13 protein-coding genes are annotated in these 23,791 nt (G+C 36.0%); 7 read left to right on the top strand and 6 right to left on the bottom strand.

Features of this window, described 5'->3' with window-relative positions; genetic code table 11:
- Window positions 1-41: 41 nt before the first annotated feature.
- The 4 genes from JO950_RS07320 to JO950_RS07305 all read left to right on the top strand — a co-directional run bounded on the left by JO950_RS07320 (window position 42) and on the right by JO950_RS07305 (window position 7,579).
- Entirely contained in the window at window positions 42-5,114 is a 5,073-nt protein-coding gene (locus JO950_RS07320) for a DUF4132 domain-containing protein (RefSeq protein ID WP_202702059.1), read from the top strand.
- Window positions 5,115-6,006: 892 nt separating this feature from the next.
- Window positions 6,007-6,618: a DUF5565 family protein gene (locus JO950_RS07315; RefSeq protein ID WP_202702058.1), complete on the top strand. Its 612-nt coding sequence runs from the start codon at window positions 6,007-6,009 to the stop codon at window positions 6,616-6,618.
- Between the two features lie 232 nt (window positions 6,619-6,850).
- Window positions 6,851-7,354 carry a hypothetical protein gene (locus tag JO950_RS07310; RefSeq protein ID WP_202702057.1) on the top strand — a complete coding sequence of 168 codons (504 nt, stop codon included), beginning with the start codon at window positions 6,851-6,853 and terminating at the stop codon, window positions 7,352-7,354.
- Window positions 7,355-7,417: 63 nt separating this feature from the next.
- Window positions 7,418-7,579, top strand: coding sequence for a hypothetical protein (locus JO950_RS07305; protein WP_202702056.1), 162 nt, complete (start codon window positions 7,418-7,420; stop codon window positions 7,577-7,579).
- 125 nt (window positions 7,580-7,704) lie between these two features.
- On the opposite strand, the gene JO950_RS07300 is transcribed toward JO950_RS07305, so the two are convergent.
- The 3 genes from JO950_RS07300 to JO950_RS07290 form a co-directional block, all read right to left on the bottom strand.
- Complete coding sequence (locus tag JO950_RS07300) at window positions 7,705-9,483, bottom strand: long-chain fatty acid--CoA ligase (RefSeq protein WP_202702055.1); 1,779 nt, start codon at window positions 9,481-9,483, stop codon at window positions 7,705-7,707.
- 167 nt (window positions 9,484-9,650) lie between these two features.
- Window positions 9,651-10,082: a hypothetical protein gene (locus JO950_RS07295; RefSeq protein WP_017496073.1), complete on the bottom strand. Its 432-nt coding sequence runs from the start codon at window positions 10,080-10,082 to the stop codon at window positions 9,651-9,653.
- A 131-nt stretch (window positions 10,083-10,213) separates the two neighbouring features.
- Complete coding sequence (locus JO950_RS07290) at window positions 10,214-12,616, bottom strand: TonB-dependent receptor domain-containing protein (protein ID WP_202702054.1); 2,403 nt, start codon at window positions 12,614-12,616, stop codon at window positions 10,214-10,216.
- Window positions 12,617-12,968: 352 nt separating this feature from the next.
- Here JO950_RS07290 and JO950_RS07285 point away from each other — a divergent pair, with 352 nt between their 5' ends.
- Window positions 12,969-14,261 carry a zinc-dependent metalloprotease family protein gene (locus JO950_RS07285; protein ID WP_202702053.1) on the top strand — a complete coding sequence of 431 codons (1,293 nt, stop codon included), beginning with the start codon at window positions 12,969-12,971 and terminating at the stop codon, window positions 14,259-14,261.
- Between the two features lie 126 nt (window positions 14,262-14,387).
- Here JO950_RS07285 and purL read toward each other — a convergent pair whose 3' ends face one another.
- From purL to JO950_RS07270, 3 genes are all read right to left on the bottom strand, one after another.
- On the bottom strand, window positions 14,388-18,041 hold the full coding sequence (gene purL / locus JO950_RS07280; protein ID WP_202702052.1) for a phosphoribosylformylglycinamidine synthase: 3,654 nt from the start codon (window positions 18,039-18,041) through the stop codon (window positions 14,388-14,390).
- 222 nt (window positions 18,042-18,263) lie between these two features.
- Window positions 18,264-20,117: an endonuclease gene (locus tag JO950_RS07275; RefSeq protein ID WP_202702051.1), complete on the bottom strand. Its 1,854-nt coding sequence runs from the start codon at window positions 20,115-20,117 to the stop codon at window positions 18,264-18,266.
- Window positions 20,118-20,470: 353 nt separating this feature from the next.
- Window positions 20,471-21,988, bottom strand: coding sequence for a hypothetical protein (locus JO950_RS07270; protein ID WP_202702050.1), 1,518 nt, complete (start codon window positions 21,986-21,988; stop codon window positions 20,471-20,473).
- Window positions 21,989-22,238: 250 nt separating this feature from the next.
- Between JO950_RS07270 and JO950_RS07265 the strand changes: the two genes are divergently transcribed.
- Window positions 22,239-22,670, top strand: coding sequence for a PaaI family thioesterase (locus JO950_RS07265; protein WP_202702049.1), 432 nt, complete (start codon window positions 22,239-22,241; stop codon window positions 22,668-22,670).
- Between the two features lie 5 nt (window positions 22,671-22,675).
- Window positions 22,676-23,755, top strand: a complete 1,080-nt coding sequence (locus JO950_RS07260; RefSeq protein WP_202702048.1) for a chorismate-binding protein — start codon at window positions 22,676-22,678, stop codon at window positions 23,753-23,755.
- The last annotated feature ends 36 nt before the right edge of the window (window positions 23,756-23,791 follow it).

Raw genomic sequence — 23,791 nt, 5'->3', positions numbered from 1 at the left:
CAATTCACATCTTACAATATAATAATCTAAAATAATACAGTATGAAAATAGAAGATCTTATCAAGGGTAAGATAATTGAGAATCCAATTAAGCGATTCAAAAAAGAACTGGAAGAAATAGCAAACAGTAATCTGGTTTCTAAATTATTATCAAAAACAAAACTTAAAAAAGAAGCAGCCGAGTTTGGTCTGGCACTTTTAAAACTCAAAGACAATTATTACGGGACCTATATTTCTTTAGGTTCGAAAGAAGCTACAGCGTTTGAGAAGTGGGTAAAAGACGATATGTGGGAAGATAATACTTACCACGAACTTCTGGTTTACTTTTTTGGAAAGGAAATCACTGTTTATGTTAAGGAAGCGTGGAACCGACTGCCAATGAAAATGTATCAGGACGGTTATACCCGACGTTCTTTCAGAGCACCCAATAATAAAAAACAGTTATTAATTAATCGGGTAAATTTTCTGCGATCTCTGCTTCATTCTTCACAAATCTACAGTTATCAGGATGGTGATACCGTTTATTATGATTTGAGTATCGAAGAACAAATTCGTTTTGATACCGAAGTCTCAAATTCTAAAAATCAGTATACGATTTGGTCTGCTGCTATTGATTTGGATAGAGAAAACCTGTTTCAGCTTTTTGAGGATATCATTTTCAACAAAGATTCAAGAGGAAAAGTTTCCCGTAATATTATCAAAGCGCTTTTAAACAGTGAGAAAAAAGAAAGTTGGGAACTGGTCGAAAAACTATTATTGGCGGCACAGCGTCAGGAAGGATTGCGTCAGACCGTTTTAGAAGCTCTGGATGAAACCAGTATTGGTGCTTTGCAATACATGATCAAAGTAATCATCGATAATAAACTCACCCGTTTTTCATCTGTTGTTCGCGGAATAGATACCTGGACCGGCTTGGGCTGGGATTCTGAAAAAGAAACTACAGTTCGAAACATCATTAATCTTGCTTCGGGGTATTTCTCTAATCCCGAAACGATTCCGGCCGGTATTCAAAGCAAGAATAACAACGAGGTTTATATGGCACTTTGGGTTCAGGGTGTTTTTGATGTCGAAAAAACAGTTCCCTATCTAAAAGAATTACTAGAGAAAGGATCAATAGAGAAGAAATCTCTGGCGCTAAAATTTGCAGGAGAAACAGGCGATCCTTACATCGAAATGCCTCTTTATTTTAAAGCTTTAGACGACGAAAATCTACAGGTACTGGCATTTGCAGTGCCAAGAATGAATGCATTATTAGAGGCTAATGTTAAGTCGCAATACTATACAGCGAATACAGATTATCCTGATTTCTTTAATAAAGTGTACCATCTTGCGCAGACGATAACCGTAAAAGAAAAAACATTTGAAGGCAAAGTATTTTCGTGGTTAAATGTAAAATTCGAAAAAGATACTTTATATTCTGCAGCAATTAATTTGGTAGGAGACAATAACGAAAGATTAGAACTTATTTTAAATCAGTTTGAAGGTTTTTCTATCAATTTAAGAGAGAAATTAACCCGTCAGATTCTGGGTGATTATTACTGCTATTCATTTTACAGTTTTAAAAGCAATAGCGGGAAAGAAAAAAAGGCACCAACAGATTTTCAAAGAAGTTTTGCATTGAGAATCTTAAAAGACAGAGGAGAATCTTTGGTCGCTTCGGCTATCTCTACTTTAAGTAATTTGACGTTAACAGAAGACGAACTGGCAATTTTTCAGGAATTGTACAAACGTAAAAATTCTAATTTAAAGAAGAACCTAACAGCAATATTGTTGAAACAGGAAGATCAAAAAGTGACTTCTTTTGTAGATAAAATTTTAGAAAAAGGTGATATGGAGCAGCGTATGTCGGCTTTAGACATTATGTTGCAACTTCAGAAGAATAGCAAACTGACAGATAAAGTTAACGATTGGGTTGCAGCTTATTCGGCAAGACCAAAAATCACCGAGAAGGAAACTAAATTTATCGAACAGCTTGAACCGTCAAAAAAGAAAAGTATTCTAAGTGCCGAAAACGGATATGGTTTTTACACACCAAATGTCCTTTCTCCTTATGGCCTGCCAAAAGTAGAGACAGATTCCCTGTATGCCAAAGCGGTTAAGGCAGAACAATACGGTTTTTCTAAATCTATGTCGTACATTAAGACCGAAATTTCGAAGTTGTACCAATTGTATGAAGACAACAAAAATTACGAATATGAAGTCGAAAACTACGATAACAGCAAATTGACAATTTTATTGGGGAATAGTTTCAGACCAATAAAAAATTTAAAAGACGAAAAGAATTCAGAATTAGCAGCAACAAATTACCCTTTGTATGAGGTTTGGTCCGGCTGGTTTGAAAACTCAGGTCTGGCCGAAAGAGACTTGTTTTTACTGACGTTAATAAGCAGCTCCGACAGAAAAATATGGCGCGATTTTCTCGAAAAACACATTTTTTATTATAAAGAATTATTGCCGCACCAAAAGAAAAGAGGCTATGATTGGGACAATGCAATCTTAAATATTCTGAATGCTTTACAGTTAAAATACTCCTTTAAAGAAAAAACAGATTTCTTAATTGATGCCTGTAGTACTTTGTATGCTGATCTTCCAAAATCGGTATTGGAATTTGAATACAAACCTGCAAAAGACGAGTATTATTACAATTCAGATCGTGGAAACGGCTGGCAAAACCAGAACTTTTTTGATATTTACTTGAATAAAATCAATTTAGATGATTTAACACAGGAGCAAAATGATAAGATTTGGAACCTGTACAGGTGGAGACAGTTAAACGGATTAGAACAAAATATAGGTTTAAATAAACCACCAATTTATTTGTATGCCGTGGCTTTCGAACAAAAAATAATTACCGAAGGTGAATTGTACGAAGGTATCTTAGAAAGTGAAAGAATTTCGGTTTTAACTGGTGAAACCAGACATTATAGACATTTTGGAAGCGAAGAACTCATTAAAAAATTTCCGTTTTTAGTTCCAATGGTTGATAAAATTCGCGAAACATTTTTGGATATCGAAGTTAAAAGGGGAGATTCAAACACTGCTGTAACTCATTTGGTTCAAAGTTTCCAGAAAATTTTTGGAATCAACCGTTTGGTCGAAATGCTTACTGCGCTCGGAAAAGCAAGTTTGTACAAAGGATATATTTATTCGTGGAGTTACACCGATTTAACCAAACAGAAATTGTTTAGTTATTTGTTGAAAAGATGTTATCCGATAGAATCAGATACACAGGAGGTTTTTAATGAAGCTATTAAAAAAGCCAAAATATCAGAAGAACGATTGATTCAAACGGCTATATATGCACCGCAATGGCAAAAATTAATCAGTAATTATCTGGACTGGAAAGGTCTTGATGAAGGAATCTGGTGGTTTCATGCACATACCAAAACGGCAAGCTACAATGCTGTAAATGCAGAACTGGAAAGCGAAATGGCAAAATTCTCCTCAATTGATTTACAGGATTTTAAAGATGGTGCGGTAGATAAAGATTGGTTCGTATCGGCTTACAAACAATTGGGTAAAGCCAAATGGGAACTTTTATACGAATCGGCCAAATATGTTACAGACGGAAACGGACACAGACGCGCACGATTGTATGCCGATACCATTACAGGAGATTTGAAAATTAGGGAGGTTACAGCCAAAGTAAAAGACAAACGAGATCAGGATTATTTAAGAGTCTACGGATTAGTGCCTTTAAGCAAAACAGGTCCTGAAAAAGATATTCTGGCACGTTATGAATATTTGCAGCAATTTAAAAAGGAAAGCAAAGAATTTGGTTCAATGAAACAAGCCAGCGAAGGTTTGGCTATAAGAGTTGCACTTGAAAATTTGGCCCGAAATGCAGGCTATCCGGACCCTGTTCGTCTGACCTGGGCAATGGAAACAAAACAGGTGCAGAACATTTTATCAAAAGAAACAGAGGTTAAATTGGACGATGTAACGGTAAGTTTAGTTATCAATAATGAAGGAAAAGCAGATTTGGTTGCCTTTAAAGGAGATAAAGAGATAAAAGCAATTCCGCCAAAATATAAAAAAGACAAAGCAATTCTGGAATTAACCAATTACAGAAAAACCATGCGTGAGCAATGGACACGCTCAAGAAAAGGTCTGGAAGAAAGTATGATTCGTGGCGATGAATTTTTGTTTGCCGAAATGCAGAATCTTTTTGAGCATCCAATCATTTCCAAACATCTTGAAAAATTAGTTTTTGTGTCAAATGATGCTAAAATAGGTTTTTATATTGATGGGAATCTGGTTACAGCTTTAGGAGAAGTTATGGCATTAAATGAGAAGCAGACTTTTAGAATTGCTCATTGTTATGATTTGCATAAAAATAACGTTTGGATTGATTATCAAAGCTATTGTTTTGACAACAAATTGCAACAGCCTTTTAAACAAGTATTCAGAGAATTGTATGTTCCAACTCCGGATGAATTAAAAGAAAAAGCAATTTCGAGACGTTATGCCGGACATCAGGTACAGCCTAAGCAAACCTTAGTTTTATTGAAAACCAGAGGATGGAAAGTAGATTATGAAGAAGGTTTGCAGAAAGTTTTTCATAAAGAAGGCTATCAGGTCAAAATGTATGCTATGGCCGATTGGTTTTCGCCGGCAGATGTAGAGGGCGCAACTTTAGAAACCATCGAATTTCATTCTTTAAAAGATTATAAAAACATTGCATTTGAAGACGTAAATCCAAGGATTTTCTCTGAAGTAATGCGTGATATCGATTTGGTGGTCAGTGTAGCACACGTAGGTGGTGTTGATCCTGAAGCCAGTCATTCTTCTATCGAAATGAGAGCTGTTTTATTGAGAGAAACGTTGCGTTTGTTTAAAGTGAAAAATGTAGAAATCACTGGAAATCACGCCATAGTAAAAGGAGAAATGGCAGAATATAGCATACATTTAGGAAGTGCGGTAGTGCATCAGCTTCCGGGTAAATATTTGTCAGTGTTGCCAATTCACTCGCAGCATAGAGGTCGTTTGTTCCTTCCGTTTGCAGACGATGACCCAAAATCAGCAGAGGTAATGTCTAAAGTTTTAATGTTTGCAAAAGACAATGAAATACAGGACCCAACCATTTTAAGTCAGATTGATAAAACCTACGCATAAAACTATTCTGTTTTGTTGGGTTTTTAAACGAAGATTCAGACTAAAATTGTTAGCGTGCGATAAAAATTTTAGCACTAACAAAGTACAAATGTTAAATTATGTTAATAAAAACACTTACTTTTGCTTCTGAAATGGAAATGAAAAATATAAATATTAATCTGTCAGTAGGACTATATAGTGATCGTTTAGCAGGATTTGCCCCTGTTAAGGGCTCAGGATGTGATCTGTATTTTTATGAAATCGAAGTGTAAATTGAAGTTACAAACTCAACATAAGTATAGCAAAGCGTCCTCTTTTTAGGACGCTTTTTTTGTTTTAGGGATTATTCACCAGGATAAAAAAGATGGAAAATGATTACAAATTGATCGTAACTATAAAATATTAAAAAAAACAACACATTAAATGTTTAATGAATTATAAAAACTCCAAAATATAGTCTTGAAAAGTAATCTGATGAGTAACAGTCATTTGATTTGAAAAAAGAACTGCTTCGATAAGCGGACAGGGATTTCTATGACTTAATTCTAAGGTTTAATAAATTGAAAATCAATGAATTGAAGTGTTGAAGGATTTGGAAGTATGATTTTTTTGACATTATCTTTGCCGAAGAATATCAGGACACTGAATTTCAAAAAACAATAGAATTTAAAAATTAAACAATATATAAAATGGATTTCATTTTTAACACATATAACGTAAAACCAATAAACGCGAGTTCGGCCCTTGAAGGGGTTTACATGCTGGTGCATCAATTATAGACAATATGATAATTATCGTATTTGTTATAAAGCACCTCTAATCGGGTGCTTTTTTTATGGGTTGAAATTTAAAAGCGCAAAAGTTGTTTGATGTTCTTCGAGTAAATCGGGGATTTAATTTAAAAGTATATAAGATGAAAAAGATAAGTACATTATTTGCTAAAGATCCGCACGATCTGGCAAGGGTAATAAATAAGGTTAGTGATGAAAATAAATGGGTTACAACCGGAGAAGTTATTGCCACAAGAAAATTTGATGGCTCAGCTGCAGCAATTATTAAGGGAGAATTATTTAAAAGGTTTGATACCAAAAAAGGGCGTATAATTCCTTCTGGTGCGATTGCATGTCAGGAAGCTGATAGTGTGACGGGGCATCATCCGCACTGGTTGAAATGTGACCGTTTGAAACCTGAGGATAAGTTTTTCTTTGAAGGTTTTGATAATTTAAAAATCAAGATCGATGGGACATTTGAATTATGCGGCCCTAAAGTACAGGGAAATCCTGAAAAATTGGAAAAACACCTGCTGATAAAACACGGCAGTGAGGTTTTTGACTTTTCAAATTTTGAATTTGATGATTTGAAAAATTTTTTGTTAGAAAATGATGTTGAAGGTATTGTTTTTCACCATGCTTCAGATGGAAGAATGTGTAAACTAAGGAAATCTGATTTTGGAATAAAACGTTCGAAGTTAGAAAGCACCCCAACAAAAAATGCCAATAACTTAATTATTTCTAACCATGAGTAAAAAAAGTAAATCTGACCATGATTTTGGTCTTGTCAGTAAAATTAGGTTTAGTGAGTATCTGTTTATTTCGATAACGATTCAGAGCTTACTAAACGACGGAAAGAGAAGGGAAGACAAGAGGTATACCTCATTCAGACGTTATTGTCTCGGTAAAGATATTTTAACGCTCTATGGATGAGAGATCAGGAGGATATCTGAGGTTCCGGAAAATTCCGAAATAAAGTAAAATATTATGAGTAACAATACATTAGAAAAATACAAAAGAGCAATTAGAAAAAAATACGAGATCGAAAGAGAAGGAGAATACTTTGATTATTTGTACAACCCTTCGCGCGCAAAGCTTCGTGATTTGTGCTGGCTCATTTTCGAAAACAACCCAACAAAAGAGGACTTGAATGTTTTTAGTAATCTATTGGGCTTAGATTTCGATCATACTCAAAAGAATAAGTTTAAGGAGAAGAAAGATAAGTTCAGACCTATTGAAACCTTCTTTAAGGGAGAAACAGATCCGTCCAGTATGGATGTTATCAATATGGCTGCAATCTTGGTTGATTTTCATCCGCGTCCTCTCAAGAAGTTTTACGAAAATTCTAAAAAGGAAGAAGTAAAACCGATCAGAAGAATGGATAAAGCTAAAGAAGTTTTTGAAAAAAAGAGTGCTGATAAAAAGGAGAAGCCTGAAAAGAAATCTAAGAAAAGAAATTTCTTTAGGGATATTAAAAGTATGTTTTTCTAGCGAACAGAATTATGAGTTAAAGATTTAAACACCATTATTTTAAAAATTATAAAAATAAAAATTATGAATAAAGTTTGTAATATCGTTTTAGAAGAAAAGCATAGTAGGCACACAGTCGCTGAAGCACAGGAAAGTACAATTACTGAATATGGATTGGCTGTTTTAGAGGCGAAAAGAGGCGAAGTAACCCAAATGAATGGGTTTTTAATTCGACCACAAGCTTAAAACGTAAGTCCGTTTGTATAGCATTCACAACTGTTGTTGACTATTTAAAGTGATGTTGGTACAATTAAAAAACGGCTGTCTTTATGAGATAGCCGTTTTTCGTTGGTTAGTATTATGTTGGTTTATTAATTTTGTCCGTATATTTTAGCGTAAAGATCTTTGTAGATTTCTTTAATAATTTTACGTTTTAATTTTAGGGTAGGAGTAAGTTGTCCTCCATCAATTGACCAAACGTCCGGAGTAAGTTCAAAACGCTTGATTTTTTCCCAGTGTCCGAATTTCTCGTTAATGGTTTCTACTTCTTCGTCAATACGTTTGATAACCTGTGCGTTAGTACTGATGTCTTTGTCGCTGTTTCCTAAAGTTATTTTGTGAATTTTAGCCCATTCTTTTACAAATTCAAAGTTAGGCTGAATGAAGGCTGCCGGCATTTTTTCGCCTTCACCAATCACCATGATCTGCTCGATAAAACGAGATTGTTTCATGGCGTTTTCAATCAACTGAGGAGCAATGTATTTTCCTCCCGAAGTTTTGAACATTTCTTTTTTACGATCTGTAATTTTAAGGAAACCTTCGTTGTCAATTTCTCCAATATCGCCGGTGTGGAAATAACCGTCTTGTAATGCTTCGGCTGTTTTTTCAGGATCTTTGTAGTAACCTAACATTACGTTTGGCCCTTTGCAAAGGATTTCACCGTCTTCGGCAATTTTAACTTCTACATTGCGAATTGGTTTTCCAACAGTTCCAATTTTAAAACCTTTGTTTCTTTGGTCGTTTACAGCAATTACCGGTGATGTTTCAGATAAACCGTAACCTTCCATAACCGGAATTTCAGCAGCAGCAAAAACTCTTGCTAAACGCGGTTGCAAAGCAGCACTTCCTGAAACCATTAAATCTAAGTTTCCTCCCAAACCTTCTTTCCATTTACTGAAAATAAGTTTACGGGCAATTTTTAACTGAAATTCGTACCAGGCACCATTAGCACCATAAGGCTGATATCTTAGTCCTAAATCAATGGCCCAGAAAAATAGTTTTTTCTTAATGCCGGTTAATTCAGCACCTTTTGCGTAGATTTTATCGTAAACTTTCTCTAAAAGTCTTGGAACGGCTGTAATTACATTTGGTCGTACCTCTTTTAGATTATCACTGATTTTATCAATTGATTCACCAAAATAAACCGAAATACCATAGTATTGATAGATGTACAGTATCATTCTTTCAAAAATATGACAAATAGGAAGGAAGCTTAAAGCCGAACTTTTTCCCGGATCAAACGGGATTCTTGGTGCGCTGTCTAAAACATTAGAAACAATGTTATGGTGAGAAAGCATAACTCCTTTAGGTCTTCCAGTTGTTCCGGAAGTATAAATAATAGTTGCTAAATCTTCTGCTTTAATACTGTCTTTTCTGGCTTCAACTTCGCTTTGATTGCTGTCGTCTTCTCCTAGCGTTAACAATTCAGACCAGTGTTTGCAGCCTTCAATTTCATTAAAAGAATAAACTTCTTTTAAAGTTGGAACGTTAGCTTTGATCGCATTTACTTTGTCAAGTACTTCTGTATCGGATACAAAACAGAAAATACTTCCACTATGATTTAATATATATTCGTAATCTTCTTCGGCAATAGTTGGGTAAATAGGTACGTTTTGAGCACCGGTTTGCAGGATACCAATATCCATAATATTCCACTCCGTACGATTGTTAGAAGTGATTAATGCAATTTTATCATCTTTTTGAACACCCATGCGCAATAATGCTCTTGAAATAGCATTTGCTTTTGCAATATATTCCTGGCTAGATGTTTTTTCCCAGACTCCGTTTTTTTTAGTTGCTAAGGCAACCTGAAGGTTATAAGTTTCTTGTTGATAATAGGGAAAATCAAAAAGGCGTGTGATTGAAACCATGTTAGTATATTGAATTTTATCGCAAATTAAATAAAAATTAGGTATAATTTTTATATTTATCGAAATTTATGGGAAAAATTATAAGTACTTTAGAAAATCTACGAAAACGTTTTCTTTTTTGTAGTAAAAGGTATAAAAATCAAGAAAAATTGATTTTTACGTAGTAATTATTGTACGTTATAATCTACATATTCTTTTACTCTTTCACCCATCAGAAACATTTTTTTCTTGGTAAAATGTATGGAAAATTGGGTATAATTCCACTCCTCACTGTCATTGGTACGGTACCAGAAAGTATAGGAAGCACTGTTGAAACCTTCTTTAAAAACCGGAATACCTTCTTCGGTACATTCAATTCCCCAGTTGATCTTTTTTTTGCTCAGATCTTCATATTGAATAATTCCTGTCCCGTCCGGATTTAAAATGGTAGAGGGTTCTTTTTTTCCGGCTGGCAAAAAAGTTCCGGGTACCGGATACCCAATGGTGGTGGTAATAAAATGGTCACGGACTTTATAAGTGATTCGGTCTACGTGAATTTGAGAATGTAATTTTACGGCACTAAATAATAAAGTAAAAAGAAATACTTGCAGGGTTTTCATTCTATGTAGGTTTAAGGGTTCTTGGAGCTGTCAAAAAATTCGGGGCACAAATTTTTTGGCGAATATAGTTCAATTTTCACTAGAAAAAGGAATCCCGATTACAAGAATGATATTTTTATTTTAATGCGATGCTACTCTGTCGAAAACTGGTTTTCCAGTAATTTTTCTTTAAAGTCAGATTTAAAGGTGTAAGCAAAAGTAAGCATCAGAGCACGTGTATCTGACTTCGAAGTACGGTTGTTACTGAACAAAGTCGTATTGTTTTTAAAACCGCTTTCAAGTGTGTTGAACATATCGGTAACCACTAAGCCTAAACGGGCATTGCCTTTACCCAGTTTTTGCTGAAAACCCATATCTACATTATAGATCGGAATTCTTTTTCCCTGCGCGGTAGCAAGTGCCGAATTGTAATTTCCGATAATTTGCAGTTTTCCACCTTTCCACGGAACAAAATTATTGATGATCTTTCCGTACCAGCTGAATGCATTGTTGACTACATCCTGAGCCAGATTGGAGGCGTTTATATTTTGCTGAAAAGCAGTGATACTGATATTGGCATCGTAGAATCCAACGGGTTTTAAGCTGAAAATAGTTTCAAGACCATAAGTAATGGTGCTTCCAATATTTCTGGGCTGTTGCAAAACTACTCCGTTGTCCTGTAATTCGGCATATTGTCTGATTGTATTGGTGGCGTTTCTGTAAAAAGCATTGGTAGAAAGGGAATATTTAGACCATTCTTTGGAATAACCTGTTTCAATAATATGAATGATTTCCGGTTTTAAGTACGGATTTCCTCCATGCGGATTCAAGGCATCGGTAATATCAATAAAAGGATTTAAGTTGTCTAAATCGGGACGATTGATACGTTTGCTGTAACCCATTTTCAGAAATTCATCCGCAGCTAAATTAAGTTGTAAAGAGGCAGAAGGGAAAAGTTTTACATAATGATTTGAAAAGTTATCACTGTTGTTTTGAGTTTTTCCATTGTTTGAAACCTGTTCGGCACGTAATCCCAGGTTGTATTTCCATTTGGGAGTTTCTTTAGTGCCAATATAAGAGTTTAACATTCCGTAAACCGCGTTGATTTGCTCGTTGAATTTGAAGCCGTTGCTGGCCAAAGGATTTACCACGTATTCTCCATTCGTTTGATCGGCACTTTCAAAATCGGAGTTGAAGAATCGGAAGGTTCCTTTGTAGCCCGTCTCTAAAATGGTTCTTTCTGAAACCGGAAGCGCATAATTTACAATAGCGTTCGAGATATTTTCGTGTTCGTAATTGTGTGTTCTTTGCCATGCAGCATTACCAATCAGGTTGTCGTATTGATCGAATTGATAGGTATCAATGTCAGTGTTTTCTCTGTGTTTGTTGAAAGATGAGGTAATACTGGCATTCAGACTCTTTTGGTTATCGGCAAATTTTCGGTCATAGCTAAAAGCAAGTTCGCCTACCTTAGAGCGTTCGAGTTCCAGAGAATGTCTTTTATTGCTCGAGAAAAACTGATTGGTGCTGTTGTTTACCTGCGTGTATAAAGTTTCGCCATTGTCCTGACTTTCCATATTTCCCAAAGCTTCAAAAGAAAAGCTGTTGTTTTCGTTTGGTGAAAAATCAATGTTGAATTTCAAATTCTGCAAACCTTCTGTTCGTTGGTCGTTTCTATTTTGATTGATATAATGTTCGTCATCAATCAGATAATTGATTCTTTCACCTTTGATCTTTTTAGTTCTTCCGGCAAAGCGGTTGTCGTATCCCAATCCAAAATTCCATTTATCTGTTTTATGATTTAAGAGCACGGAGCTGTTTAATCTGCCTTTGGCTCCAAAACCACCTCCTAAAACCACTGCACCATTCATACCGCTTTGGTTGTTTTTTTTGAGTCTGATATTGATAATACCACTCTCTGCATTTGCATCGTATTTGGCAGTAGGATTACTGATAACCTCAATACTTTCAATACTGCTTGCTGCAATCTGATCCATATTGGTAATGGCGGAGTTTTTTCCGTTAATCAAAATCATAGGTGATTTTCCTCTCAAGGTAATTCCTCCGTCTGCATCCACAGCTACTGTAGGAATGTTTTTGAGCATATCAGTAGCGGTTCCGCCCGTTTGTGTAAGATTCGAAACGGCATTAAAAATGAAGCCTTCGTTGGTTTTTTGAATCTGCTTTTTATGAGAATTTACAACAACAGTATTTAACAGATTAGTGTCCGTTTTTAAAGTTATGGTTCCAATAGAAATAGGAGATCCTGTAAATTTTACTTTTTGAGTAACGGTTTTAAAACCGATTAATTTGAACTGAATTTTATATTCACCCGAAGCGACATGATCTAAAGAGAAATTTCCGGAAGCATTTGTAATCGCATATCCGGCAACTTTAGTAGAATCGGCAGTGTTTTTTAAAACCACATCGACAAATTCGATGGCCAGCTTTCCATCAGTTACGGTTCCTTTAACAGAGGGATTTTGGGAAAATACAACCTGGCTTATTATAAGTAAGAGTAATCGAAGCGATAAATTTAATGTCCATTTTTTCATGAAACAAAGATATTTATAGCAATAAAAACACTGGTGTAAGCTGGCTTAAGATAGTATTAAATTAATCTTAGAGTCGTTTTAAAGTTTTTTGGCCAAAGATTAAAGGATCATTTTGATTTTTTTTTAAAATGAGAAGCAACTATGCTAAATCTTTCGGAGGTTTTAAAACCATAATTTTAGTAAAAATTGCAGTATAAACTTTTATGCAATGCATCAATAAATAACATAAAATTCCAGTTAAGTTATTAAAAGTAATGCTCATTACATAGTATAGGCCGATTGTTACAAAGTTGTGATTGATCTTTGGTTTTTTTGTAAGTTTATTCTTTATAAATTTAAAACTTAGATAGAAATGGAAAAGAAAATTGTTTTCGGGATTTTTATAGTGTTTTCACTTGTTTCCTGTAGTAGAGAAAATGTTGGATTAGAGTCAGATTTATCAAACAGCGTTGCTTATAAAATATCAGAACTACCACAGTTACCTGATTTTGCAAAGCCAATAAGAGAATCTGGAGAAATAAGAGAATTTAGTTTAATTAAGAAAGATGGAACAAAACTGAATTTTGATTTGAAAAGCGCAGAGCAGACTTTATTTGGCAAAAAAAGGACCTTAACAGGCACAGTTGAAGCGAACGAAAAGTATGAAAATGCTATTATGATTATAGGTGATAATGGATTTGAATTGTACTTTAAAGATAATGGAGAAGAATTGGTTCTCAAAGGGAAAAAGGACTTAGATGTAGGGGTTGAAGAGCTGGATTTAAATTTTGATAAGGCAGAAAAGAAAGAATTTTTAGTTGCAGCAAACAAATTAGGACATAACGGAGAGGTATTATTGAAAAATTATCTAAATCAGCAAAGTACTAGCAAAAAGGATGATAGCCATTTTGAAGTTATTACTGAAAAGTATGATAATTATAGGCTGATTAATGAAACTGCTACATTAAGAAGAAAAGAATTAGTTGAAGGTAGAATAGCAGGAGGATGTTTATCCATTGTACCTCCGGTTGCATCACCTCAATTATTCAATTCATCCAAGCCAACCGGTATACTAAATAAGGATTCCAGGAAAACATACAATATTGAGGTTGCTTACATGGAAAAAGATTTCCCTTACATGTTTCATTATGTTAAACTTGTGTATTCTCTTATGCAAGTGGGGAGAAAATTGGGTTTAAAAAAAGAAGAATATTGTCAAGTTCCTAACTTCAATTTTTATAAACCTGAAGATACACCTGCTGCTAAGGCGGAATATTTGGCTTCTTTTGCTAGAGTTAGTGACGCCGATAAACAGTTAAAACATTTGGTTTCGTATAATATAAAGCATCCCAATAAATTAGGTTTCAAAGTGGTTAGATGCGCGTTTTTCACTGGGCATAAATGGAGTAATAGTAACTTAGGTTTGGCATATGTAGGTACATATGGTAATTCTTATTCTGGAAAAGGGTTTAGTTCATTAATCATTTCTGATTTAGCAAACAACGCTTTTGCTCACGAGTGTGGACATAATTTAGGGGCTGATCATGTTAATGATGTTAATGATGTTATGTATAGGTACAATGCACTTGATGGATCAGGTAAATATGAACATCTTGATAAAGGTAATTTGTCAGCAATAAAAGATTGTATACAAAATAGATGGTAATGGGAATTGTTTTTTTCTGGAGTGAAGAAATATGGAGCTTTTAATTCCATAAAAAATGCCCCAAATAGTGTCTAACTTTTTGGGGCATGTTCAAAATTCGGACGTTTTTAAATTATAATATATTTTTTAGTTTTTTTCAATCCATTTTCTGGCGTTGACAAAAGCTTCGTGCCAAGGCGAAACCTCGTCGTTTCTGTCTTTTGGATAATGTGCCCAGTTCCATTGGAAGGTGGAGCGCTCAATGTGTGGCATCATTACCAAATGTCTTCCGGTTTTGTCACATAACATTGCTGTGTTGTAATCAGATCCGTTAGGGTTTGCAGGATAACCTTCGTAAGCATACTTAGAAACAATGTTGTAGTTTTCTTCGGCTAAAGGCAATTTGAATTTACCTTCTCCATGAGAAACCCACACTCCTAAAGTGCTTCCGGCCAATGTCGATAACATAACCGAGTTGTTTTCCTGTACTTTTACAGAAGTAAAGATGCTTTCGTGTTTCTGACTTTCATTGTGAAGCATTTTTCCGTGAACTTCATGCTCCGGATTGATCACTTCTAATTCCATGAACAATTGACATCCGTTACAAATCCCGACAGATAGCGTATCTTCTCTTTTAAAGAAATTATCGAGAGCGGTTTTTGCTTTTTCGTTGTATAAGAAAGCTCCGGCCCATCCTTTGGCAGAACCTAAAACATCAGAATTAGAGAAACCTCCAACAGCTCCAATAAACTGAATGTCTTCCAGTGTTTCACGACCCGAAATCAAATCAGTCATGTGAACGTCTTTTACATCAAAACCGGCTAAGTACATAGCATTTGCCATTTCACGCTCAGAATTACTTCCTTTCTCACGGATAATAGCCGCTTTTGGTCTCTTGACTTCGCTCGAGATGACTGGCTTTTTACCAGTAAAATGAGTTGGGAAAGTATAATTTAAAACCTGATTTTTATAGTTTTCAAATCGTGCCTGAGCTCTTCCGTTTTTAGATTGTTTTTGATCTAATAAATATGAAGTCTCGAACCAGATGTCTCTGTAAGCTTTTATGTCTAAAGTCCAAGGTCCAAGGTCTAAAGTCTCGGTCGTTGTTGCTTTTCCTAATTTATAGAACTCGATGTTGTTGGCATTTAATTTAGCTTCAATAGCAGTATCTGATTTCGCCTGGAAAACAATACCAATGTTTTCTGCAAAAAGGATTTTCAATAAGTCTTTTTCTGCGAAAGCGCTGAAGTCAATTTTTGCCCCAAGGTTTACATCTGCAAAACACAATTCTAATAAAGTTGTGATCAAACCACCGCTTCCGATATCGTGTCCGGCTAAAATTTGGTTTTCACCAATTAATTCCTGAATGGTATTAAAAGCATTTTTGAAGAAAGAAGCGTCTTTAATAGTAGAAGTCTCTTTTCCGATTGTATTTCTGATTTGTGCAAAAGAAGAGCCTCCTAATTTGAAATCATCCTGAGACAAATTGATATAATAGATTGAATCTCCGTTTCTTTGTAAAACAGGTTCTACTACTTTTTTGATATCGGTACAGTTTCCTGCTGCCGAAATAATAACCGTTCCCGGTGCAATTACTTCGTCGTTTGGATATTTTTGTTTCATCGAAAGAGAATCTTTTCCGGTTGGAATATTGATTCCTAATTCGATTGCAAATTCAGAACAACCTTCTACGGCAGCGTACAAACGAGCGTCTTCACCTTCGTTTTTGCAAGCCCACATCCAGTTGGCAGACAATGAAATTCCTTTTAACTGATCTTTAATTGGTGCCCAAATGATGTTTGATAATGACTCGGCAATAGCATTTCTGGATCCCGCAACCGGGTCAATCAAAGCAGCGATAGGAGCATGCCCGATAGAAGTAGCGATTCCTTCTTTACCTAAATAATCCAGAGCCATAACTCCAACATTATTCAACGGCAACTGTAAAGGTCCTGCATTTTGCTGTTTGGCTACTTTACCACCCACACAACGGTCTACTTTATTGGTTAACCAGTCTTTTGAGGCAACCGCTTCTAAACGCAAAACGTCTTTTAAGTAATTTTCGAAATCTGCTGTGTTGTAAGCAACATCAGCATATTTTCTGTCAATTGTTTTATCGGTCATAACCGTTTTTGGAGAACTTCCGAAGAAATCTTCTAAAGCGTAATCCATCGGTTTTGAACCGTTTGTTTTAGATTCGAATGTAAAACGGTGATCGCCCGTTACATCTCCAACCTGATACATTGGCGAACGCTCTCTGTCGGCAATTCTTTGTAAAGTGTCGATATCTTTTTGACCAATAACCAATCCCATTCTTTCCTGAGATTCGTTACCGATAATTTCTTTTGCAGAAAGAGTAGGGTCTCCAACAGGTAATTTGTCTAAGTCGATTAATCCTCCGGTTTCTTCCACCAATTCAGAAAGACAGTTTAAGTGTCCTCCGGCTCCGTGATCGTGAATCGAAACAATCGGGTTATTATCGCTTTCTACTAAACCACGAATCGCATTGGCAGCACGTTTTTGCATTTCAGGATTCGAACGCTGAATTGCGTTTAACTCGATTCCTGAGCCAAAAGCTCCGGTATCTGCAGACGAAACAGCAGCACCACCCATACCAATTCTATAATTTTCTCCTCCAAGAATTACGATTTTATCGCCTTCTTGTGGTTTCTTTTTGATTGCCTGATCTAATTTTCCGTAACCAATTCCACCTGCTTGCATGATTACTTTATCGTAACCAATTTTACGGTCGTTTTCTGAATGTTCGAAAGTTAAAACCGAACCTGTAATTAACGGTTGCCCGAATTTATTTCCAAAATCAGAAGCTCCGTTTGAAGCTTTGATTAAAATATCCATTGGAGTTTGGTACAGCCATTTTCTTTCTTCAACAGCATTTTCCCATTTTCTGTCATCGTTTAGACGAGAATATGAAGTCATGTAAACTGCTGTTCCAGCTAATGGCAATGAACCCTGGCCACCGGCTAAACGGTCACGAATTTCTCCTCCGGAACCGGTTGCAGCTCCGTTGAAAGGTTCTACAGTGGTTGGGAAGTTGTGTGTTTCTGCTTTTAGAGATAAAACGGAATCGAATTCTTTTATCTCGTAATAATCTGGTTTGTCAGCTGTTTTTGGTGCAAACTGCTGCACTTTTGGTCCTTTTACAAAAGCAACGTTGTCTTTGTAAGCAGAAACAATATCGTTAGGATTTTCCTGTGATGTTTTTTTTATTAATTTGAATAAAGAAGTTTCTTTTTCTTCTCCGTCAATCACAAATGTTCCGTTGAAGATTTTGTGACGGCAGTGCTCTGAGTTCGCCTGTGAGAAAGCAAAAATCTCTGAGTCAGTTAGTTTTCTTCCTAATTTAGTAGAAAGGTTGTTTAAGTAATCAACTTCTTCTTCGCTTAAAGCTAATCCTTCTGTTGTATTGTAAGCGGCAATATCATCAATTTCCAGAATAGGTTCCGGCTGCACATTGATCGTGAAAATTTCCTGATCTAATTGGCTGAATTTCTGAAATAACATTGGGTCAAAATCTGAAAAATCAGCTGTTGCCGGATGAAATTCTTCAATTCTGATAATGCCCGTAATACCCATGTTTTGAGTGATTTCTACAGCATTTGTACTCCATGGAGTGATCATAGTGGCACGAGGACCAACAAAAAAATCCGTCAGTGCGGATTTTTCGATCTTATTGGAGTCGGCAAAAAGCCAGTTTAGTTTTGAAATGTCTTGAGCCGAAATTTCGTTTTGCGTCTGTACTGCAAAAACAGTTTTGCTTTGGTTTTCAAAGAAATGGATCATTGTGATGTGTAGTTTGTTGTATTGAAGTGCAAATTTAGTTTAAATATCTAGCAAGCGCAAATTTGAAAACAAACTCTTTTAAAAAATATGATACCGTTCTGAAATTGGGATATTGTCGTGCAAAGTTTTTATTTTCACGCAGATTCAGCAGATTCAAGAATGCCGGAACTATTTATAAGTAGTTCCAAAAAAAATCTGCTAAATCTGCGTGAAAAAGTATTTTTAGTTAATGATTATTTTCCTGATGATAGTTTTCGAATCTTTAACAATTTTTAAAATATAAATACCACTTGGTAAATGACTTACTGAAATGCTGTTTTCTGTCGCGTTCTGTTTTTCAAAAACTTTTTGTCCTGAAAAGGAAACAATTTCTACAGCATAAGAAGAGCCAGATTCGTTTAAATTTATATTAAAATTCCCGTCAGAAGGATTTGGATAAACGATGATTCCGTTATAATCCGCAAGGTTTTCTTCTCCTTCTGCTGCAGTAGGCTGTACTTTTTTGCTGCCTAAATTAGCACAGGTATCTTGTGAAAATGAATCCCATTGTGCGCTCAGATTAAAAGTAGTACTTGGTGAAGTTACGGTTGATTTTCTTCTTAAAGTTACGTCGGCTCCGAAATTAGCAGTTCCACCATTGAAAGTTCCGATGATGTCGATTAAAACGCCATTTTTGAATAAACCAATAGGATCATTACCGTTAAAGGCCATTTCGGTTGCTGTTGTCGAAATATTAGCCGCACTGGTTGAATAGCAGCTTGAAGATATGGAGCTGTTTACAATGACAAATTTACTTCCCGTAGCTAAGGTTCCGCTTAAAGCCAAACCGGTACTCCAGGAACCTGAGCCGTTTGTTTGTTTTTTTATCGTATACGAAGCTAAGCTCACAGAACTTCCAGTGTTATTAGCAATTTCAACTGCTTTATTGTTTCCGGACCCTTCAACGTATTCAGAGAAAAGGAGATCCGTTGTAGTTCCGGTTCCGCCACTGTCAGTTGTAACTGAAATGGTATTGCTTGAAGCGGAAACATTTCCTGCGGCATCTTTTGCTTTTACATAAATAGAATAAGCTGTTGCAGCGGTTAAACCTGTTATAGTTGCAGTTACACCGGAAACAGTGGTTTTTAAAGCGCTGTTTGCATAAATATCATAAGCTGTAACGGCTACATTATCGGTAGAAGCAGTCCAGGATAGTGTAATAGAAGTTGCTGTTTTTGCAGTCGAAGCTAAGCTTGTTGGTGCAGTTGGAGCCTGCGTGTCTGAAGAAGGTGTTCCTCCCCAAATTTGATTGACATATTCCGGATGATCGATATAAGGGTTTCTATTGTTCTGACGGGCATAGATGGCATTGTTTCGGGCAATTTCTCTGGCGCTTACAGGATCTTGTGTGTGCCAGGTTATTAGAAGATTTAAGAATGCCGTAGTAAAAACTTTATTGCCTGATCCGTCAAACATAGGGAAAGAGTAACCTGCAACGGTATTTTCATAACGAGTGGCAAAATAAAAATACATTCGGGCAATATCGCCTTTGAATTCGTTTATAGGTTCGAAAACGGTTCCTGAGTATCCGGATACCGAACTGGAGCCTAATTTACCTCCATTTTGAGAAGTGTAAGTAGCAGAACTAACATTCCCGTGAGGATAGTTGGATCGTATTCCGTTTACTTTTCCATCTGTCGGAGTGATAAAATGCGCATCGGATACCATTGGAGATTGTTCGTTAAAAACCGATTGCGGAATGATATGCTCTCTGTTGTAGCAATCGCCTTCTGAAACGTAGTTCCCACAACGCTGTGTTGATCCTGTGGTATAATTGTAAGGATCCGTTCCGGATGGGTTTTCGGAATACATGTCTAAAACGGTTCCGTCGTTTTCGAAAAAATTATCGACATCGGAGGTTTGATAAGTGGTGTACAATCCTGCATATCCGTTATCGGTATGACCTTTAATAATGTTGTACAATTGTGTTTTCAATGTGTAACCTGTTCCTGTTGCGGTGTTGTAATAGCCGGTGGGAATTTGCGCAAATGCCGTTGCGGCAAACATCAATAACAGTAAAAAGTAGTTTTTTTTCATAATTAATAGTCTTTAAGATTTGGTTGTTTTTTGTTTTTAAAATACTGAATTTTAGAATGTTGAAAATCAGTTTTAGCAAATCTACTATTTTTATGAATTATATAAGTTAAGTGATGTTTAATTTTGGATATATTTTCTTACGACTGCTTTTTTGGGAAAGAAAAGACTTAACGTGCGGAGTTTTTTCCATGAATTGAATGCAGTTTGTCATTTCGAGGAACGAGAAATCACACTGGCAACTCCAACCCAATTGTCGCCAATCTTTGTCGAATTCTGCGTGCGATTTCTCCCTTCGGTCGAAATGACATGAAAGGAGAGAAATCTGTCGAAGTTAAATTTTAGAGGACATAAAACTACTTAGGAAAAGCGGCACTCTGATAAGCTCCTAAATCCGGTGGAGAAGTTCTGGTTTTTCCAATAATATCTAAAGGAATATTGTAGACCGGGTTTCCTTTCGCGAAAGCGGAAGAAGTATTGTCAATGTTGAACAGGTTTTTAGCAACATTAAAGAACTTGGGGTTTTCGTTCAGAATGATCTGGTTGTAGTGTGCAGGATCTGTTTTGAACTGATAATCCGGATTGTTGGAAGAACTGCTGAATTTTAGCAAACAATTATTGAGTTGGTACACAAAGGCGGCAGTGTTTTTTTTGCTTAAATTGAACTCGTTGGTTCCCGATCCGTAAATGATACAGTTGTTAAAAGTCGCCTGTGTCAGCGGATTTGTTTCCGGAACAGCATTGGCCAGGCTGTTGCTTAAACTAACTGCAAATTGAGAATTATTGGACCAACTGTTGTTGAAGGTGCAATGTGTGAATTTGTAATCTCCTCCGTATACACAAGATAAACTCGCAAGACCGGCATAATTGATAACAATGTTTTCTCCATTTATACGGGCATTTTGTGCCAGTATTCCATATTCGACAGTGTTGTAAATCTGGGTGTTTTTGATTTCAATGGTCGAAGCAGGATCCGGATTCTTGAAATTTAAACCAATGACCGCATTTTTCAGGGTAAGATGATGGATAGAGTGATTGGTACTTCCGTTAGCAAAAATAACAGAGTTCCACTGTCCGGGAATATTATCGTAAAGTGATTCTAGTCGATCGCCTTCAAAAACAACTTCATTTTCTAATTTTGGAGTTGAAGAAGTGGTTCCTTTAATTTGTAAAGAAGCTTTATCGTCGACAAAAAGACCTGAATTAGTATGAAAGTATACGCGTGCACCCGCTTCAAAAGCCACCGTTTTGTTTTTAGGAACACCGGCAAATCCATAAATAACATAAGGTTTTTGTTTGGTGAAAAGCAATTCATTTCCGTTGACAGGATCGTTATCATTCAGGTAAAAACCATCTACCTCTTTGCCTTCAATTTTAATTTTCTCTTTGGTTCCGTCAGGATTTTGTTGTGGATAAAGAAAAACAGCATCCTGAATGAGTGTGACCAAGGCGACTTGTTGAAGATTAGCGCCGCTGTCAAACTGAATCTGATCGGTATATAAAAAATCGGTTGGGTTTGCATCTGTAATATCTGCGGTGGTTTCTACAAAAATGTACAAACTGTCTTTAGATAAAAGTGTGACGTCTTTGAAAATTTTACCATTGTTTCCGCTCATACCGTCGACTGTCATTCTGTATTTTGAATTCAAGCCGTTTTTGAGCTGAATAATAGGAATGGAGATGTCGTTTTTACTTCGGTTGTATACTTTAAGCTGATAGGTAGCAGAGCCAATATTCTTGAAAACAGTGTCCAAATAAACAGTGTCTTTAGAAAACTTTAAATCTCCGGAACTGGCAACGGTATCAAAATCAGTTCGGCAAGAACTAAAAGCTAGAATTATTCCGAAAATGAAGAGTACAAAGTATTGACGCATTTGAATGAGTTTTTTTGCCACGGATTAATAAAGACTAAAAAGTTTTTTACTCTTTGAAGAGATATTCTAATCTGTGAAAATCTGTGTAATCTGTGGTATCAAAAAAATATCTGCAACAGATTAACAATTAATGTTTTTGTAAAAATAACAAAAAACTTACACGTTTGAAGTGGATTTTTAATTTTAGAATGGGATTTTCAAATTTGTATCTCATCTTTTCTTTAATTTTACGTTTTTAAAGACTATTTTAATGAATTATACAAAAGAGCAGATTTTAGCGCGCTGTAATGAGTTCTCAAAAAACACATTGATGGAAACGCTAAAAATAGAATATATCGATGCAGGGCCTGATTTTTTAACTGCAAAAATGCCTGTAAATCCTTCTGTTCATCAGCCAATGGGCTTGTTACACGGCGGAGCTTCAGTAGCTCTGGCTGAAAGTGTTGGTAGTGCAGCGTCTTTCTTTTTTATTGATATGAAAGAACAGGAAGTACGTGGAATCGAGATTTCAGCAAATCATTTGAAAAGTATTCGGGAAGGATGGGTTTTTGGAACGGCAAGAATCATTCACAAAGGAAGAAGTATTCACTTGTGGGAAATCAAGATTACGGATGAAGAAGGAAATCTGATTTCGATTTGCAAACTGACCAATATGGTTTTGGAAAAAAAGAAAACAGTATAGGAAGTATGAATGATTTTTTTTCTAAAATTAAAGTACAGTACGAAAAGTGTTTGCCTTTTGTAATGTACTCTAAACCGAATTCTACCACTATTTTTGCGCTTTTGCAGCAAAATGATACGTTGCATAAAATCTCCGATTACAAGGAAAAAGGCTTTGTTTTTGCTTCTTTTGATGAAAAACAACTGATATTGATTCCGGAGAATGAATCTGAAATTTTAACAGCAGAACAACTGGAAATTGCTTTTGAGACTGCTGAAATGGAAGATCCAGTTATTGATAACAAAGCCAGATTACACTACGAAGCATTGGTTTCAAAAGGAATTCAGGCGATTCAAAATGACGAATTCAAAAAGGTAGTATTATCCAGAAGCGAAGAAGTAACTTTAAGCGAGTTCGATTTTGTGTCTACTTTTCAGCACTTGATTCAATTGTATCCCACGACTTTCTCATATGTTTTTTTTCATCCAAAAATAGGTTTCTGGATGGGAGCCACACCGGAACGACTGCTGAAAGCCAACGGAAATGTTTTTGAAACAGTGGCTTTGGCCGGAACACAAAAAGCAACCCTGGAAACGGATATCTTATGGCAGCAAAAGGAGAAAGACGAGCAGCAATATGTAACTGACTTTATTGTAAAAAGATTACGTGAAGTAGCTTCTTCTGTGGATGTATCTGAACCTTACAGTGTAAAAGCGGGATCGATCTGGCATATCAAAACAGATATTTCGGGAGTATTGAATGAGAATTCGACGCTTGAGGAAGTAATCGATACATTGCATCCGACACCCGCAGTTTGCGGTCTGCCAAAGAAAAAGGCAAAGGCATTTATTATTGAAAATGAAAATTACGACAGGACTTTTTATACGGGATTTCTCGGGGAGTTAAACAGCAGTTTTGCTCATGATGAGATCAGTTCTGATTTCTACGTAAATTTACGCAGCATGCAAATTCAGGAGAATAAGGTGATTCTTTACATGGGGTGTGGTATTACAAGGGAAAGCGTTCCGGAAAAGGAGTGGGAGGAAAGCGTGAACAAGTCGATGACAATGAAAAGAGTGTTGAGAGTTATGAGTTATGAGTTATGAGTTTTCAGTCGCAGTCGCAGTTTTCAGTTACTGAGA

The sequence above is a fragment of the Flavobacterium sp. UGB4466 genome (assembly GCF_903469665.1).
GTDB lineage: Bacteria > Bacteroidota > Bacteroidia > Flavobacteriales > Flavobacteriaceae > Flavobacterium > Flavobacterium lipolyticum.
Note: the sequence above shows the minus strand (reverse complement) of the source record. Positions and strands in the feature narration are given on the sequence as shown.